Genomic DNA, 16,823 nt, shown 5'->3' with positions numbered 1-16,823 from the left:
GGGGCGGTCCGACGCTGAGCTCGCTACGGACCCAACTGTGGCACCTTCGCACCGGTGGGGTGCGGCAGTGGCGTCGGCATCGTGCCCGCCGCCACGTCCCGGGAGCTGCTGCCGCGGCCGGTCCGCAGTCGCACGGCGTGCACACCCCGGCCTGGGAGCTGCCGGAACGCTCCCCCCGTCGACGGCTCCGCGTCGGCGTCATCGCTGATGAGTTCACCGAGCTGTGCCTGCGCTACGAGTGGACGCAGGTGATGCTCACTCCGGAGCGCTGGCGTGCGCAGCTGCACGCCCAACCCGTCGACCTCCTCTTCGTCGAGTCGGCCTGGAACGGCAACGGGGGTGCCTGGAAGTACGGCTTGACCGGCTCCCGCGCGCCGATCACCCCCCTTCAGGACCTCGTGGCCCACTGCCAGGACCTGGGCCTGCCGACGGTCTTCTGGAACAAGGAGGACCCCGTCCACTTCGAGGACTTCCTCGGCACCGCCGCGCTGTTCGACCACGTGTTCACGACCGAGGCCGAGCTGATCCCGGAGTACAGGTCGCGCCTGGGGCACGACCGCGTCAGCGCGCTGCCGTTCGCAGCCGCCTCCTGGATCCACAACCCGGTACGGCGGCGCGCAGGAACGCAGGGCGACATCGCGTTCGGCGGCATGTACTACCGGCACCGGTTCCCCGAACGGCGCGCGCAGCTCGACCTGCTGCTTGGGGCGGCCGTCGACGTCTCGCCGACCATGGACCGCGGGCTGGAGATCTTCTCCCGGTTCCAGCAGGTCGACGAGCGTTACCGCTTCCCGGCGACCTTCGAGCATCGGGTCGTGGGAGAGCTGAGCTACCGCCAGATGCTCGCCGCCTACCGCGACTACAAGGTCTTCCTCAACGTCAGCTCGGTTCCGGAGAGCACGACGATGTGCCCCCGTCGCCTGTTCGAGATCAGCGCCTGCGCCACTCCCGTGCTCTCGACCCCGACCCCGGCGATCCGGGAGCTCTTCGGGCCTGAGGAGATGGTGACGGTCGAGGACCCGCAGGAGGCCAGGTGGCTGCTGCGGGCGCTCGTCCGCAACGACCAGTGGCGCCAGCGTATGGCGCATCGCGCCGCCCGCACGGTGCTCGCCGAGCACACCTATCGTCACCGGGTCGACGGGCTCCTGGAGCAGGTGGGTCTCGGGGAGCATCGGGTCGGCGACGACACCGTCAGCGTCGTCGCCTCGACGAACCGGCCCGGTCAGCTGCAGCACATCCTGGCGCAGGTCGCCGCGCAGGTCGAGGTGGCACCTCAGCTCGTGCTCGTCACCCATGGCTTCGATGCCCCGACGGACGTCGCCGACCGCGCGCGAGACCTCGGGCTCGCGTGCGTCCTCGTGCCGGGGTCCGCCGACCTGACGCTGGGGGAGTGCCTGAACCTGGCGGTGGACCGGGCGGATGGCGACGTGGTGGCGAAGATGGACGACGACGACCTCTACGGGCCGCACTACCTGGCAGACCAGCTGCGTGCCCTGGACTACAGCGGGGCGCAGGTGGTGGGGAAGCAGGCGCACCACATGTGGCTGGCGGAGTCGGACTGCCTGTTGGTCCGCTTCCCCGAGCGGGAGCACCGGTTCACCGACATGGTGATGGGTCCGACGCTGACGATGCGGCGGGACCTGGCTGCGACCATGCCCTTCGCCGCTCGTACCCGCGGTGAGGACACGGACCTGCTCCGCCGGGTGCTGCTCGCCGGGGGGCGCATCTATTCCTCGGACCGGTTCAACTTCGTCCAGGTGCGCCGCGGCGCCGGCCATACCTGGACGGCGACGGAGGCCGAACTGCTGGCCAACGGCCAGGTCGTGGCCTTCGGGGTCACCGAGGATCACGCCTTCGTCTGACCCCGTCCAGCCTGCCCGTCCACGGTGGGGGCGGCGGGTATAGTCCAACCCGTCCTGCCACCGCACCAATAGAGAAGGTGTTATGTCACAGCGTGTCGCGGTCATCGGACTGGGGTATATCGGTCTTCCCACAGCGGCGATTCTGGCGAGCCACGGTCATGACGTCGTCGGTGTCGACGTGAATCCTCGCCACGTGGATTCGGTGAACAGGGGGGAGGTCCCGTTCGTCGAGCCCGACCTCGGGACCCACGTCGCGGGGGCAGTGAGTCAGGGGAAACTGACCGCGCAGAAGGACACGCCCTCCGCCGACGTGTACATCATCGCGGTGCCGACCCCTTTCGCCGAAGGTCATCGTGCAGACCTGTCCTACATCGACGCCGCCACCGACGGGATCATCCCCAACCTGCAGGGCGGCGAGCTCATCATCCTGGAGTCCACGTCCCCTCCCGGCGCGACGCAGCACTTGGCCGACCGCATCATCGCGGCCCGTCCCGAGTTGACCACGGACGACGAGCAGGGCAGCTCCAACATCGACGTCGCCCACTGCCCGGAGCGGGTCCTGCCCGGCCGGGTGATGATCGAGCTGGTGGGCAACGACCGGATCGTCGGGGGCCTGACGCCTCGGGCTGCGGTGCGGGCCAAGGAGCTCTACGCCACCTTCTGCCGGGCCGAGATCCACCTCACCGACGCGGTGACCGCCGAGATGGCCAAGCTCACCGAGAACTCGTTCCGGGACGTCAACCTGGCTTTCGCGAACGAGCTGTCAATCATCGCCGAGCGGTTCGGCATCGACGTCTTCGAGCTCATCGAGCTCGCGAACAAGCATCCGCGCGTCAACATCCTGCAGCCGGGACCCGGCGTGGGTGGGCACTGCATCGCGGTGGACCCGTGGTTCATCGTCTCGGCGGCCACGGAAGAGGCGCGCCTCATCCGCACCGCTCGCGAGGTCAACGACGGTAAGCCCGAGTACGTCATCACCAAGGTCCTCGAGCACGTCGAGGGACAGCAGTCTCCGACCATCGCCGCGCTGGGTCTGGCCTTCAAGCCCGACATCGACGACATGCGCGAGTCGCCCGCCCTCGAGATCACTCGCGAACTGGCGCGTCGGCTGCCCAAGGCGACGATCCTCGCGGTGGAGCCCAACGTCGACGAGCTGCCGGCTCGCCTCAACACCTCGGCCAACGTCCAGCTGACCACCGTGGAGGAGGCGCTGGGGAGGGCTGACGTGGTTGCCCTGCTCGTCGACCACCGTGAGTTCAAGGCGGTGAGAGCCGACCAGCGCGGAAGTGCCCCGGTGGTCGATACCCGGGGTGCGTGGCGCGCGCCAGAACCCGTCCGTTAGGACGACGAGAGGCATCAGGTGAAGCTGTCGGTCCATGTCGGTCTGCACAAGACAGGCACGACGACCATCCAGAAGACGCTCGAGCTGAATCGGGACACCCTGCACGAGGCCGGCATCCTCTACCCGAAGGCGTCCTCGATCCGCGCCGGCGGCCACCTCAACCTGGTGTGGGAGCTCACCAGCCCGTGGAAGTTCGAGCCGTCGCTGGGTGGCCTGGACGCGCTCGTGGACGAGGTCAGGGAGGCCCAACCTGAGCACGTCATCGTCTCCGCGGAGTCCCTCAGCGGGTTCCGCCGGCGCGACGACGTCTTGGAGGTGCCCCGTCGACTGGCCGAGGCGCTCGGTGCGGAGGCGCACATCGTGGCGACGGTGCGACCACAGTTCCTGCTCCTGGACTCGCTGTATGCGCAGAACGCCTCCACCGGCTATGCGGACCAGCCCTACGAGGAGTGGCTGCTGACGCAGATCGCGGAGGGGAACGTGGATCTGGAGGCCCTGCTGGGCCGGTGGTTCGACGCCTACCCGGACGTCTCCTTGATCCCGGTCGAGCCCTCGTCGGCAGACCCGCTGGTCGAGACCTTCCTGCGGAGGTGCGGTGTGATCAAGGCGGTCGCCCTCGAGCCGGCCCCGCGGGCCAACACGCGCACGTCGATCCGCGCGGTGGAGTTCGGCCGGGTGGCCTCCCGCCTGCTCCAACGGACCGGAACGGAACGCGGCAGGCGGCATGAGGTCATCCGCGAGCTGCGGAGATTGATCGCAGCGCACTTCCCGGAGGACCCCGCTTTCGCCGGGATGACCCGCGAGACCGCCCTGTTCGTGCACCGGGTGTATGCGCAGCGCAACGAGACCTTCTTCGCCCGGAGGGTGGGGGGCGAGGTCACCTTCTCCGTCACACCGGAGGACCAGCGGTACGAGAAGCGCACCTACAACTTGGACACGGCATCGGTCCAGGAGAGGGAGACGTTCGAGGCGCTGCTGCTGGAAGCCACCAGTAACGTGTTGTCGAAGTAGGCCCTGGGTTGTCGAACGCCGCTTTCGTGGTCGCTCCCAAGTCGCGCGAACCGCAGATCTGGGGGTGGCTGCTGACACACCGCAGCGCGCCCGGCAGGGAGGCCCGCCGCTACGATCTCACCCCGGGCCACTCGCTGTTCGTCATCAGCCACGAAGCGGGACGGTCGGTCGACGAGGCCCGCCGCTTCTTCTTCCGCGGGACGGCCATCGACTACCGTTCCGGCTCGGTCGTCTTCGGCACGGACGGGGCCCGACGATGCTGGGGGGCCGCCCCCCGGGCGCCCCTGGAGGGTGAGTACGTGACCGCGGACTGGTCCGTGGACGGATCCGTGCACCTCGGTCGGGACCTCTTCGCCAACGTGCCGTTGTTGTACTCCCGCTGCGGTGACGTGGTGGTCGCGGCGGACTCGCTCCTGCTCATCGCCGACCTGCGCTCCCACCTGGACCACCCCAACACCCCTGACATGGTCGGCCTCACCTCCCGGGCCCCGGGCGGCACCCTTTTCGGGCAGCAGGTGAGCATGCGGACCTACATCCAGGAGATCACCTTCCTTCCGACAGGTCACGAGCTCACCGTGGTCTGCGGGTCCGGGGGTGTCACCGCACAGGTGGTGTCGACCTCACTGCCCGAGGTGTTCGAGCACGACGATGAGGACTACGCAGCGACCCTCGTGCGGTGCGCAAACAACGTCGCGCGCCTCGCGGCGGGACTGTGCCAGGTCGAGGACCTGACACCGAAGCTCAACCTCTCCGGGGGCCTCGACTCACGCGTGGTCCTCGCCGGGACCGTGGCGGCGGAGGTCACCAGGCAGTTCCGGTTCTTCACGCAAGGGACCAACGCCGTCAACCAGCCGGACTTCGCGGCCGCGTCCGGTCTGGCCCGTCACCTGGACCTCACGCTGAAGCCGAAAGCCCTGCCCCCCGGGCCCACCAGGTCGGACGTGGACTGGGACGTCCTCACCCTGTGGGCGGCGTCCGGCCTGGGCCTCTACGACTACATCATCCCGCGGCGACGGTCCAAGGATCCGGAGCCGGTGATCCCCGTGCTGGGGATGGGGGCCGAGACGGTGAAGGGCAACTACGGCTGGCGAGACCTGCCCGGCCTCGTCCAAGGCTTGCCCGGGGCGATCAGGGACGAGGTGCACGAAGAGCTGGTGGCAGGGCTGGACTCGCTGGGGGTGTCACCCGAGGATGCCCACGCGCTGGAGTGGCACTACGTGGGCTACCGCAACGGCCTTCACGGCGGCCGTCACGTCGCCAACCACCTGACAGGGATCTCGCCGCTGGAGCAGAGGGATCTTGTCGGACTGGTCCACTCAGATGCCAACGAGCACCCCCGGCCCGCCAAGGGCGAGCCCAGCGTCATCACCGACCTGCTCATCGCGCTCTCCCCGGAGCTGGCACTCATGCCTTTCGACGACCCCAAGAAGGACCTCGACGTGGCGTTCGTGCGGTCACGGGCGGACCGTCTCTCGGAGAGGTCGCGGCGTCTGGAGGTCACACCGTTCGAGATCCATGGCCACCCCCGCGACGTCCCGGAGGGCCCGTCCCGGGCCTCGATCGAGATCGCGCGCATCCATGGGATGACGGGGGTGTCCGGGACGGCGGAGCTCCTGGAGCTCTCTCGCGGGGCGATGGATGTGGTTCCGACCGGGCCACTGCGCGACCAGTACGCCGCGCTGCACCGAGCCGCCACGGCCCGGCTGGTGACGCAGCAGGCACCCATGGGCACCGTCGCGGGTGTCGGCAAGCTGCTCGCCGTGCTGGCTCTGCTCGGCTGAGCACTCGCCGTAACGCCGCCTCCAAGCAGCGTCGTCCGCCGCAGGGTGCAACCGTCGCTCACTCAGCGGAGCCGCTCCAGGAGCTCGTCGGCAAAGCGACGGCTGACGATGCCCGGGTGTAGAGGAGCGACCGCTTCCAGGACACGCTCCGTGGTCTCCGGGCCCACCAGTCGCACGGACCGGGCCAAGGTGTCGGCCAAGGAGTCACCGTCGGCCCCCTGGGGGACGAACTCCGCGATCTCGGGAGGCAGAGTCTCGGTGAAGACCGGGGTCTGCGTGGCCACGACCGGCAGCCCGAAAGTCTGGTAGAGCAGAGCCGCCCCGCTGTTCAGCGAGCGGTCGTAGGTGGCGAGACCGACGTCAGCGGCTCGCAGGAAGTACTGCGCGCGGTTTCCAGGAACCCGGCTCGGGTCGATGAGCACGGACGGGTGGCGCAACGCGGTGTGGACAGCCGCCTGCACGTCGGGATCGGCGTCCGGCTGGCCGGCGATCAACAGGCGGAACTTGGTCTGCCGCCCGTGCCGTTCCACGAGTCGGTCGAACCCCTGCAGAAGAGTGTCGACCCCCTTGTATGCCTTGAGGGCGCCGAAGAGCACGAACACGATCTCGTCGCTGTCGATGCCGAGGGTCGCTCGCGCCTCGGACCGCGAGACGAAGTCTTCGTAGGCGCCCGCGTAGCTGGGATGCGGGGCGTGCACGACCTTGCTCTGGTCGATGCTGGTCAGGCCGTCCATGGCCTCGAGCACCGCAGGAGACATGAGGTGGACGACATCCACCAGTTCCGCCAGCTCCTGCTGGATCTCCAGGTCCTCGTCGACGAAGCGGCTGTCATGGGGATAGACGTTGTGGACGGTCCAGACGACACTGCCACCGCGGTCGCGGAACTGACGGAGTCGACCGAGGTAGCCCATCCCCACACTGCGGGCCTTGGCGGCGGTGGGAGCCTCGCCGGTGAGCCAGCTCATCCAGTGCAGGTGCAGACTCATCCCCCTGACCAGTGGCTTGAGACCGAGCAGCTCGCGGACCCGGATCGGTTCGAACACCGGGGCCACGGCGATGCCCCGGTCTGCGAACCCCTGGTAGAGGAGGGACTGGTAGGGGTTGAGCCTGGCCACGGGGCCGTAGCCCAGCAGGTGCGGTAAACCGGTGTCGGTAGGGGTCGCCCGTAGCGCCTGCAACGCCTCGCCGTGGGGTGAGATGGGTGTCTTCGAGAAGCCGGACAGCTGCGCGTACACGGTTTCAGCCCTCTTCCGGGTCGACGACGCCCTCGAAGTACCGCTGGTAGCGCTCACCGTTGGTACGCCACGTGCGCTCCGTACGGACCCACGCATATCCAGCCTCGGCCATGGCGTCCCGTCCTTCCGGGTCGTTCTGGAGGGCGATGAGCACTGACGCCAGCTCCTCGGCGTCCCCTGGGGCGAACGTCAACCCCCGCTCCGGCGGTGCCACGATCTCCTGCAGGGCAGGGAGGTCGCTGGCGACGACAGGGATGCGCATGGCCATCGCCTCGAACGGCTTGAGGGGGGTCACGTAGGTGGCCGCACGCTCCCCCACGCGAGGGACGACGAAGATGTCGATCAGTCCGTAGTAGCTGGCGATGTCGGCGTGGTCCGCGCGGCCGGTGAAGATCACCCGGTCCCGAACGCCGAGGGTTTCGGACAGCTCCTGCAGGGCCGGGCGGCGCGGGCCGTCACCCACGAGGACGCATCGCGTCTCCCGCCCCTGGGCTGCCAGGTGGGCCACGGCTTGGATGAGCGTCTCCTGTCCCTCGCGTGGGTGATCCATGTTGGAGACGTACCCGAAGGTGGGAAGATCACCCAGCCCGTACCGGGCGGCGAGCTCGACGTCGCGGGGCTGCGGACGGAAGGCCGTGTCATCGACGCCGTTAGGGATGATGCCGATCCGGTCAGCCGGAACCCCGCGGTCCTCGATCTCCTGCCTCATCGCCTCGCCGATCGTCAGGACCAGGTCGGCTTCGCGCATCAGCTCGGCCTCCAACGCCATGCGCTTGTCGAAGATCTCCCCCTTCGCCTCCCGGGTGGTGTCCGCGGTCCAGTTGGCTTCGAAGAACGAGCGGACCTCGTAGACGATCGGCAGGCCGGTGTGCCGCTTCAGCGCAGCGGCGACCAAGGCAGTCTCGTACCCACGGCGCCCGGAGCTCGCGTGGATCACGGCGGGCCGGATCTGGTGGATCTGGGCGTACGCCAGCTCGGCGAAGAGGTTGAGGTACATGTCCAGCGGGACCTGCGCCATGTCGAGGTCCGGCATCCCCAGATGGTGGTGAGCGATGCCCTCGAAGCTCTCGACCCGGTTGAAGGCCATGCCGTCGTCCCGGCAGCACGAACCTGGCTCGGTCATGACGACCGGATCCAGGCCTGCCGCCTTCTCCGCCACGAAGTTGTAGTGGCTGCGTGAGGTGAACCCGTTGCTGAAGTACGGCCTGCTCTCCTTCACCAGGTGCAGGACCCGCTGAGGGTGGGAGGGCGTGACTGGCCGGGCCGGAGCCATGATGGACGGACGCCAGTGCGACAGCTCACGGACCTTGCCCTCCACGTGACGGACGGTGTGGGCCGAGCTGACCTTCTGCCGGTGCAGGAAGTAGGACGCCAGTCCAGCCTCCGACAGGCTGCCCACCTGGGTGGCTACAGCACGGTACCGGCGCAGGAATCCTGGGTTGTCGAGCCAGCGGTCGAACCCGCCGGCCGCGATCTCGAACGCCAGCTCGTACTCACCCCTGGCATAGAGCCGGCCCAGCACCTTGTCGATCTCCTGGGCGCTGTAATCGTCGAAGATCGTCCGGATCGCGTTATCGGAGGATGAATGTGGGGGCATCGTCATCGACATCTCGAGGTTTCCCCTGCCGTCTCTTGTCCGATATCGACTTCCGGTGCATACATACGCGGGGAGCATACGGCACCCCACCACTGACGAAACGACTTGTTCCGGCCACGCACCCCTGCGGCTCAGACCCTCCGAGTCGGCCGTGCGGTAGGTTCTCGGGGTGCTCTCTTCTCCCCCAGGTGCGCTGAGCAGCGTCCGTGAGCTCGAGCACGTCGTGATCATCAAGCAGGGCGTGGAGGCTCGACGTCGCTTCGCGGACTGGCGCTCGCGGAAGCACCTGAAGAGCGACGCCCACGGCGACATCGCCTACCAGGACGGCGGGTGCTGGGAGGACTCCTCGCTCGAGCGCAGTGCTCAGCGCTATCTCCACGGCTTTCTCTTCCTCTCCGACTGGTATGCCGTCATCGAGAGCGGGGACGACTCCGATGCACTGGACGACGCCTGCGAGATGGCCATGGAGTGGGACCGCAGGTTCGGAGACCGGTACCCAGGACCGAATCAAGCGGACTCGGTGGCCGCGGGAGTCCCGGCCATGGCATACCACGACGACGCCACGGCGCGGCGCCTCATCCAGCTGTCCCACCTGATGGACGTGGCGGGGTCGCGCATGACGTCCGAGCACCATGACGCCCTGTCCTCGCTGCTGCAGCGCACGGCACTCCTCCTGGCCACCGACGAGTTCTACGCCGGGCTGAACAACCACGGACTGTTCCAAGACCTCGCCGTCGCGAAGTACCTTGCCGATGGCGACCGCACCATCGACCCTGAGACACGGGCGCAGCTGTCCGAGACCGTGGTCCGACGTCTCGAGCAGAACCTGTTCTCCGCCTTCACACCCGACGGTGTCCACGTGGAGAACAGCCCCGGCTACCACTTCATCGTCGCCCTGCTCCTGGTCGTGGGTGTGCCTGTCCTGGAGGCGCTGGGTTCGCCTCGTGCTGGCGAGCTCAGGGAGGTGCTGGACGCCACCGAACGGTTCGCCACCCACGTGCTCCGACCTGACGGCACCCTCCCGCCACTGGGTGACACCAAACCCGTGCGGTGGAGCGAGGCGTCGCTCACCCGCACCTACCGCGGTGAAGACTTCCGGTGGTCGGTCACGCAGGGCCGGCGCGGGACGACGCCCGGCGAACGGCACGCCGTCTTCCCCCACGCGGGATACCTCGTGTACCGCAGCTCGTGGGCCGACCGCGGTGCCGAGTACTGCCTGCTCAAGGCTGGGTACCACTCGCACTACCACCATGCCGCCGACGACATCGCCCTGCTGATCAGCAGCCGCCGAGTCCCGGTCATCGCCGAGGCGGGACACTACGGCTACGACCTGACCGACCCGATGGTGCGGTATGCCTACTCGCAGTACGCGCACAACTCGGTGGTCGTGGGGGGTCGGTCACAGCCACGGGTCTCCGGGAAGACCGGCGGAGTGGAGTTCGAGCACCTGTCCGCGACCGGGCCAGGAGAGGTGGTGCGGGTGCGAGGGACCAACCGGCGCAGTTCGGGATGGACCTGGAGCCGGGTCCTCACCGTGGTCGAACCGGGCAACGACCGCCCTGGCGAGGGCGACTACGACGGTCCTGTCACCTACGTCGTGGAGGACTCGGTCGACCTGCACGGGCCGGCTGAGGAGGATTTCGAGGTCCGGTGGCATCTCGCACCGGGTATGCGACTGGAGGATATGCCCGGTGGGGTGCGGCTGATGGCGAAGGAACGCCACATCGCAGACATCGAGTGGCAGTGCGACCTCGGCCTGGCTGTCGGCACGGAGAGTGGCATCCTGGAGCCCGAGCCGCGTGGCTGGGTCTTCCGGGAGCCGGGGAAGAAGTGGCCGTCCACGGTCCTCGTGCTGAGCGGGAGGGGTCCCCGGTTGCGCCTGGTCACGACCATCCGAACCAGACGTGAGGCGACAGCATGAGCGACGCAGCAGGTCGGAGCACGGCCGTGCGGATCGAGGCCGTGCGTCAGCAGCTGTGGCATCTGCGCACCGGTGGGCTGGCGGCGCTACGCCGACACCGGGCGCGACGGTCAGCCCGGCCATCTACCTCGACCGGGCGCCCGAGTTCTGCGTCGGCGCGTGAGCAGGACATGCCCGTGGAGGATGACGCCGCCCGACGCCGCGCGGCGGTACGAGCCGAGGCGACCCGTCTCTGGGACGCAGGAGCGCGGGGGCAGTCGCTCGAGGTGCTGCGACGGGGCCGACTGGAGCACGGCACGGACTCGTGGCTCGCCTTCGCCTACGGCACCCGGATGCTTCAGCTGGGCCACCGGTTGAGCGCCCACCACGCCCTCCGCGACGCACTGGACCTGGACCCGACGAACCTCGACGCCCTGGAGTTCCTGCTCGATCTGGACGGGGCCTCACCCGGTGCGGTGAACGCCGCGCCGGAGGTGCTGGCGAACCTCGCCCGACACCTTCCTGCCCGGGACGCGGTAGACGCCGACGCTCTGGCCTTCCTCATCCCGGCGTTGGACGCTCCCGACGTCGGCCCGGCGACCCGCCAGCGGTTGCCGCTGCTGGCCGGGAGCGCGAACCCGGTGGCAGCCATGGCGGCGGAGCACCTCTGCGAGCCGGGGCACGCCTGGGGGGACGGCGATGAGGAGAGGGCCACCCGGCAGGCCCGCCTCCTGGTGGACCTGGGGCGGGGTGAGCACGAGAGTGCGCTCGCCGCGCTCGCCGCGATGGATCCCGCCGACATTCCGGTCCGAGCAGTCCGCATCACGCTGCGTCGCGAGCTACGGGAGCGACGCCCGGACGTGGCTGCCGACTACCTGCTCCACTACCGCCGAGCCCGGCCCCAGGACGGGTGGGCGAGGGCCAAGTGGCTGCGCCTGACCGAAGGGCCGATGCTGTCGAGGCTGGAGCTCATCCACCACGGGTTCCCGTTCAGGGAGGAGCGCACGAGCGCGGCCTACGAGGTAGATCCCCGCCGTGCTCTCTACTGTGTGCACAACTCCCTGCCCCACCACTCGGCTGGCTATGCCACGCGGACACAGGGGCTCCTCTCTGCGATGCGCACCCACGGTTGGGACATGACCGGGGTGACCCGATTGGGCTACCCCCAGGACATGCCGGGTTTCCACGACTCCCGCGAGTCAGAGGTACGCGTCGACGGGGTGGACTACGTGCGTCTGAGCGACAGCCAGATCCTCGAGCCCAAGAACCCCTTGCAGCGCTACGTCTCTCGGTACGCCGCATCACTGACCGAGCTGGCCGAGCGCGAGCGTCCCTTCGTCCTGCACGCCGCCTCCAACCACTGGAACGGTCTCGCCGTCGTCGAGGCGGCACGTGCTCTCGGCATACCCAGCGTGTACGAGGTGCGCGGCCTGTGGGAGGTCACCCGCGCCTCCCGCAATCCCGAGCTGCTCGACAGTGACATGTTCCGTTTCATGTCGCGTATGGAGACCGATGCGGCGCAGCAAGCCACCCGGGTGCTGGCGATCACTGGAGCCCTCCGCGACGAGCTGGTGCGCCGCGGTGTGGAGAAGGACAAGATCGTCCTCGTGCCCAACGGCGTGGACACCACACGCTTCGTGCCGCGGACCCGGAACGAGGAGCTCGCGGCTGAACTCGGCCTCGCCGGCCGGACCGTGATCGGCTACGTCGGTTCGATCTTGAACTACGAGGGCATCGACCTACTGCTGGACGCAGCGGCGCAGCTGCGCTCAGAAGGACGCGACGTCGGCTTCCTCTTCGTGGGGGACGGCGCGGAACTCCTGGAGTACCAGGAGAGGGTCGAGCGTGAGGGCCTCGCCGACACGGTGGTCTTCACAGGCCGCGTGCCGCATGAGGAGGTCGAGGACTACTACTCCGTCGTCGACATCGCGCCGTTTCCCCGTATGCCGCTGCCGGTCTGCGAGATGGTGTCACCCCTCAAGCCGTTCGAGGCGATGGCCATGGGCAAGGCCATCGTGGTCTCCGATGTTGCTGCCCTGACCGAGATCGTCGAGGACGGCCGCACCGGTCTCATCCATCGCAAGGGTGACGCCATCTCCCTCACCCACGCCCTCCGCCGCCTGGTTGACGATGACGGGTTGCGTGAGCAGCTTGCCGGCGACGGGCTGAGGTGGGTGCGACAGCACCGCGACTGGCGCGCGCTAGCGCCGCAGGTGAGCGAAGTGTATGAAGAGCTTGGCGGGCTGCGAGACGCCCGGACGATGCGCAGACGTGAGGTACGAAGGTGAAATTTTCCAGACAGATGGCTGCAGAACTTGCGTTCGGTGGCCCGTGGAGCAAGACCACACAAGACTCCAAGAAGGCTCGTCGCCTGCTCAGCGGGGAGTTGGAGCTGTTCCCCAACCCCGTTTGGAAGATGTCTGAGGAACTGACTTGGAGGGAAGACCCTTTCAACGAGCCGAACTGGGTGGTGCAGTATCACTCGCTTCGCTGGTTAGATCCATTGCGCAGACGAGCCGAATTGGGCGATGACACACATCTAGATTTCTGGCTGCAAGTCACCGAATCCTGGATCAGCGCAAACCCACCAGGAAGGGGGCGCTCCCCAAGGGCTTGGGCGGACATGGTCGAAGCAGGACGCGCGCTGACGCTGTGCTTTGCGCTACCTGCCATCGAAGATCTGCGCCCAGAACGGTTACCACTGATTCTGAGCTCATTGCAGGAGCACGGTCGGTGGCTGGCCGACCCCAAGCATATTCGGCGGGGGAACCACGGCCTTCAGCAGCATCAGGGGTTGCTGGTCATTGGTGCCGTTTTAGAAAGAGACGACTGGACGACCCTGGCGCTTGAACGCCTCTCACAAAAACTACGAGAGAGCTACGATGAAGAGGGCATATACGAGGAAGGGTCAACTCAGTATCATCAAATAAACTATGTGTGGTGGCAGGCACTTCGCAAGCGTATCCAAATCATTGGGCGAGAGTCTGACCTGCAGTTCGATCGATTAAGCCTCGCACCTGTCGCACTTGCACATGCCACGCGTCCCGACGGCCGGTACGAGTTGATCGGCGACACTGAAGAATTTCCATCGAGGACGCTGGGCCACCCTCACATCGACTTCGTTAGCACCGGGGGAGAGCAGGGATCACCCCCTCCCGATCAGGTAAAAATCTACAAATCAGGCTACGTGTTCGGCCGCTCTAGTTGGGGCGACGAGGCGGTTCCTTTTGGAGACTCTTCCTTCTACTCGCTACGATTCGGTCCACAGAAAAGAATCCATGGACACGCGGATGGCATGTCGCTTACTCTTTACGCTGATCGGGCACCCCTTCTGGTGGACTCTGGAAAATTCGCATACGACACGAACGATCCTCACCGGCGCCATCTCCTCACGAGAGAGGCCCACAATTCGTTGTCAGTTGAGGGACGGCCCTATGACCTCAGCCACGCGGTCACCCTGACAGCTTCTGGGATCGGTGAAGGTGTTGAGTACTACCAATTCATGGATTGCGGATATGAAGGTGTGATGCTCACGCGCCGTCTGCTCATTTCGCTGGCGCGACGTCTCATTGTTGTTCTCGACTCGTTCGAATCCGACGCTGAAGTTAGGGTCAACCAGTCCTGGCACCTAAACCCCGTCGCCAGCCATCGAAAAGAGGGCGACTCGATCTTCGTTCGAACTCGAGGGAACTCGATGCGGATGGCCTGGGTGGCGGGACAGTCAGAGCGGCGCGTTACACAAGGGGCCACTCAGCCAATGCAAGGTTGGTTTTCGCCAAGTTGGCGAAAGATCATCCCCGCTCGGACTATTGAAGCCTTTGGCGTCGGCAGGCAGGGCGACCTAGCAATGGCCCTGAACTTCCGTGAGTCTGAGTCTCCCCTCGTGATGGTACCGGTCCCGCATGACACCACCGCAACCACCTTCCACATCTGGAGGGGCGAAGAAACCTACGTCGCGAGCTTCGCGGAAGGAGGTGGTCGTCTGTCCATACTGGGCGGTGAGACGTCGCCCACATCACTCCACGATGGGTAGGCATAACGTGTTCGCTAAGTAGGATGAGGAACTTATATGCGCATGTTTGTCGCGTTCCGCACCAAAAATCACATTCCGCTAGCTGAGAAGCCAGTTCGTCAGTCATTGGTGCGGCGTACCTACCGTGCCTTAGAACGAGTGCAGCCTTGGCCGAGTGAGAATACCGTATCGGACTTGAGATGGGTTCCGAGTGAAGGAAGGGTGGGCATCATATGGCGCTCAAATGAGCCTCCCTCGACTCCAGAGCGCGAAGGGTGGATCGGAAACAAGAGCCGGGCCTGGGCTTGGACGGGTGTCCTTGGATCCGAAGTCTATGACACTTTACGTCGTACGTCAGTCCAGTCGCTTCCCCTGGACCGGGTATGGGCAGGTATCGGCAGCTTCGCCCTCATTGGTGCAACGCCGCACAGTATCGTTGGGGTCACCAACCAGCACCGCTCGGAAGCGTTGTATTGGACAGAGACCGCGGACGAGGTGCTTCTTAGTAACTCTGCAGCGCTATTGAGTCTAATCGGTGATGGTGCTGAACCGATCTACAGCCGGCTAGGGGTCGCTGGATTCATCATGCATGCGCTCCCGTTTACCGAGACACTTCCGTTCGCCGACGTTCGGGTGGTACCAGCAGCGGCGCAGATCGCATCCAACGAAGCGTCGGATGTCTCTTTCGATTATGATGCCCCTGAGGTCTCGGATGAAATAGGAATTGAGACTGTTTCCGGCAACATCGCTGATGGCCTAGTGGAGTACGCGAAGGTCCTTACCCGAGGCGCTGGTGATGTTTCGGCGGCAATTACAGGCGGAAAGGACAGCAGACTCGTGGTGGCGGCCTTGCATGCCGCAGGGATCGAATTCGACACCTATACGAACGGCCTTCCGGAGAGTGGAGAGGGGGTCGTAGGTAGAGCTGTGGCCTCGGCCCTCGGCGTTCCGCATCGCCTTGGCGTCCCAGCGATGCGTCGCAGTGCTTCAGGCGGGATGGTGATTGTGGGGCGGCCGGAACAGCAGGCGTGGACGACGTTGCGCTCCACTGGAGGTATGGGGAATGCCTACACGGCGTTACCGGATCCGGCTGGGAGACACATATCCGTGGCTGACCGGGCCAATTTTGGGGGACAGGGGGGTGAAATCGTCCGAGGGGGGTTTGCGAGGTACTTCAAGAACGATAGTCCAACAGTTGAATTGGGCATGGCGCTACTGCGGAAGACGTGGTTGAACAACGCGTACGTGCTAAATGGGTTGGCTGTCGAGGCTGTCGAAGCCGATGCTCGGGATTTATTCTCTGCCATTCATGATGACCCCTCGCGGGCGCTGTTTGAAGGCTATGTCACCAACCGGACGGGTCGATGGCTTGCTACTATGCGGCACGGCGAGTCGGTCATTCACTCTCACACAACCCTGCTTATAAACAATCAGATGGTTCGTGAATGTAGGACACTGCCCTCACCGAAACTGTTGGGGGAGCGTCTAGCGCACTCCGTCATGGCAAGGTTAGCGCCGAGCGTTGTTGATATGCCATTCTTTCGAGACCGGTGGGCGTTCGAGATGTCTGAGCCCTGCCCGGAGTACAAGCCAGAAAGTTGGCAGGCCCGCGCTCCCTATGTGGCGCACGACCAGCCACGTGCCACATTCAATTGGAGAGCGGTGCGTTCAAATGACCTGAGCAGCTTCTTCCGAGATTACATTCTTTCAAGTCCGCAGAGCCTCTTGTTCGACGTGGTCGATCGTGATGCGGTCGAACGTATGCTGGGTGGGTGGAGGTATCATGCTCCTTTGGCGTGGGGGCTGTTCTCGGCTCAGTACATGTTGAGCAATGATTGGCTAGGTGAGGCACCTAAAGGTGATCGCCGCGTCGAAATTGAGGTGCCAGAGTAATTTTGACAAACGTGTGGGGGTTCGAAAGACCTGAATTTTGGGGAAGTACCAAATGTGCACTACTGTAAACGGAAGCACGGGGGTATTTTGATGCGTTTGGTTCGGTCAAGTCTTTGCGTTTGTGCCAGTCTCTTGTTGGTTGGTTGCGGGGCATCTGAAGTCACATCAAGTCAGAGTCCTACGAGCTCGA

General features: G+C 65.9%; 10 protein-coding genes. 8 read left to right on the top strand and 2 right to left on the bottom strand.

Annotation, left to right across the window (positions count from 1 at the left end; translation table 11 throughout):
- The first annotated feature begins 137 nt into the window (after positions 1–137).
- The 4 genes from Q0795_RS04210 (at position 138) to Q0795_RS04195 (ending at position 5,996) form a co-directional block, all read left to right on the top strand.
- The gene (locus Q0795_RS04210) at positions 138–1,862 is read left to right on the top strand and encodes a glycosyltransferase (protein ID WP_298886916.1); all 1,725 of its coding nucleotides are present in this window, start codon (positions 138–140) and stop codon (positions 1,860–1,862) included.
- Positions 1,863–1,944: 82 nt separating this feature from the next.
- Positions 1,945–3,204 carry a UDP-N-acetyl-D-mannosamine dehydrogenase gene (gene wecC, locus Q0795_RS04205; RefSeq protein ID WP_298886913.1) on the top strand — a complete coding sequence of 420 codons (1,260 nt, stop codon included), beginning with the start codon at positions 1,945–1,947 and terminating at the stop codon, positions 3,202–3,204.
- An 18-nt stretch (positions 3,205–3,222) separates the two neighbouring features.
- A complete protein-coding gene (locus Q0795_RS04200) occupies positions 3,223–4,215 on the top strand; it encodes a hypothetical protein (RefSeq protein ID WP_298886910.1) in 993 nt (330 codons plus the stop codon).
- Between the two features lie 26 nt (positions 4,216–4,241).
- A complete protein-coding gene (locus Q0795_RS04195) occupies positions 4,242–5,996 on the top strand; it encodes a hypothetical protein (protein ID WP_298886908.1) in 1,755 nt (584 codons plus the stop codon).
- Between the two features lie 62 nt (positions 5,997–6,058).
- On the opposite strand, the gene Q0795_RS04190 is transcribed toward Q0795_RS04195, so the two are convergent.
- A complete protein-coding gene (locus Q0795_RS04190; protein WP_298886905.1) occupies positions 6,059–7,231 on the bottom strand; it encodes a glycosyltransferase in 1,173 nt (390 codons plus the stop codon).
- Between the two features lie 4 nt (positions 7,232–7,235).
- On the bottom strand, positions 7,236–8,834 hold the full coding sequence (locus tag Q0795_RS04185; protein ID WP_298886902.1) for a glycosyltransferase family 4 protein: 1,599 nt from the start codon (positions 8,832–8,834) through the stop codon (positions 7,236–7,238).
- Between the two features lie 163 nt (positions 8,835–8,997).
- Between Q0795_RS04185 and Q0795_RS04180 the strand changes: the two genes are divergently transcribed.
- The 4 genes from Q0795_RS04180 (at position 8,998) to Q0795_RS04165 (ending at position 16,633) form a co-directional block, all read left to right on the top strand.
- On the top strand, positions 8,998–10,749 hold the full coding sequence (locus tag Q0795_RS04180; protein WP_298886899.1) for a heparinase II/III family protein: 1,752 nt from the start codon (positions 8,998–9,000) through the stop codon (positions 10,747–10,749).
- Between the two features lie 176 nt (positions 10,750–10,925).
- Positions 10,926–13,016, top strand: a complete 2,091-nt coding sequence (locus Q0795_RS04175) for a glycosyltransferase family 4 protein (protein ID WP_298886896.1) — start codon at positions 10,926–10,928, stop codon at positions 13,014–13,016.
- Complete coding sequence (locus Q0795_RS04170) at positions 13,013–14,761, top strand: heparinase II/III family protein (protein ID WP_298886893.1); 1,749 nt, start codon at positions 13,013–13,015, stop codon at positions 14,759–14,761. The genes Q0795_RS04175 and Q0795_RS04170 overlap by 4 nt, the downstream gene beginning before the upstream one ends.
- 42 nt (positions 14,762–14,803) lie before the next feature.
- Complete coding sequence (locus Q0795_RS04165) at positions 14,804–16,633, top strand: hypothetical protein (RefSeq protein ID WP_298886890.1); 1,830 nt, start codon at positions 14,804–14,806, stop codon at positions 16,631–16,633.
- The last annotated feature ends 190 nt before the right edge of the window (positions 16,634–16,823 follow it).

It is taken from the genome of uncultured Serinicoccus sp. (assembly GCF_947487915.1).
Lineage (GTDB): Bacteria > Actinomycetota > Actinomycetes > Actinomycetales > Dermatophilaceae > Ornithinicoccus.
The sequence above is the reverse complement of the archived record's forward strand: the minus strand, read 5'-3'. Positions and strand labels throughout refer to the sequence as shown.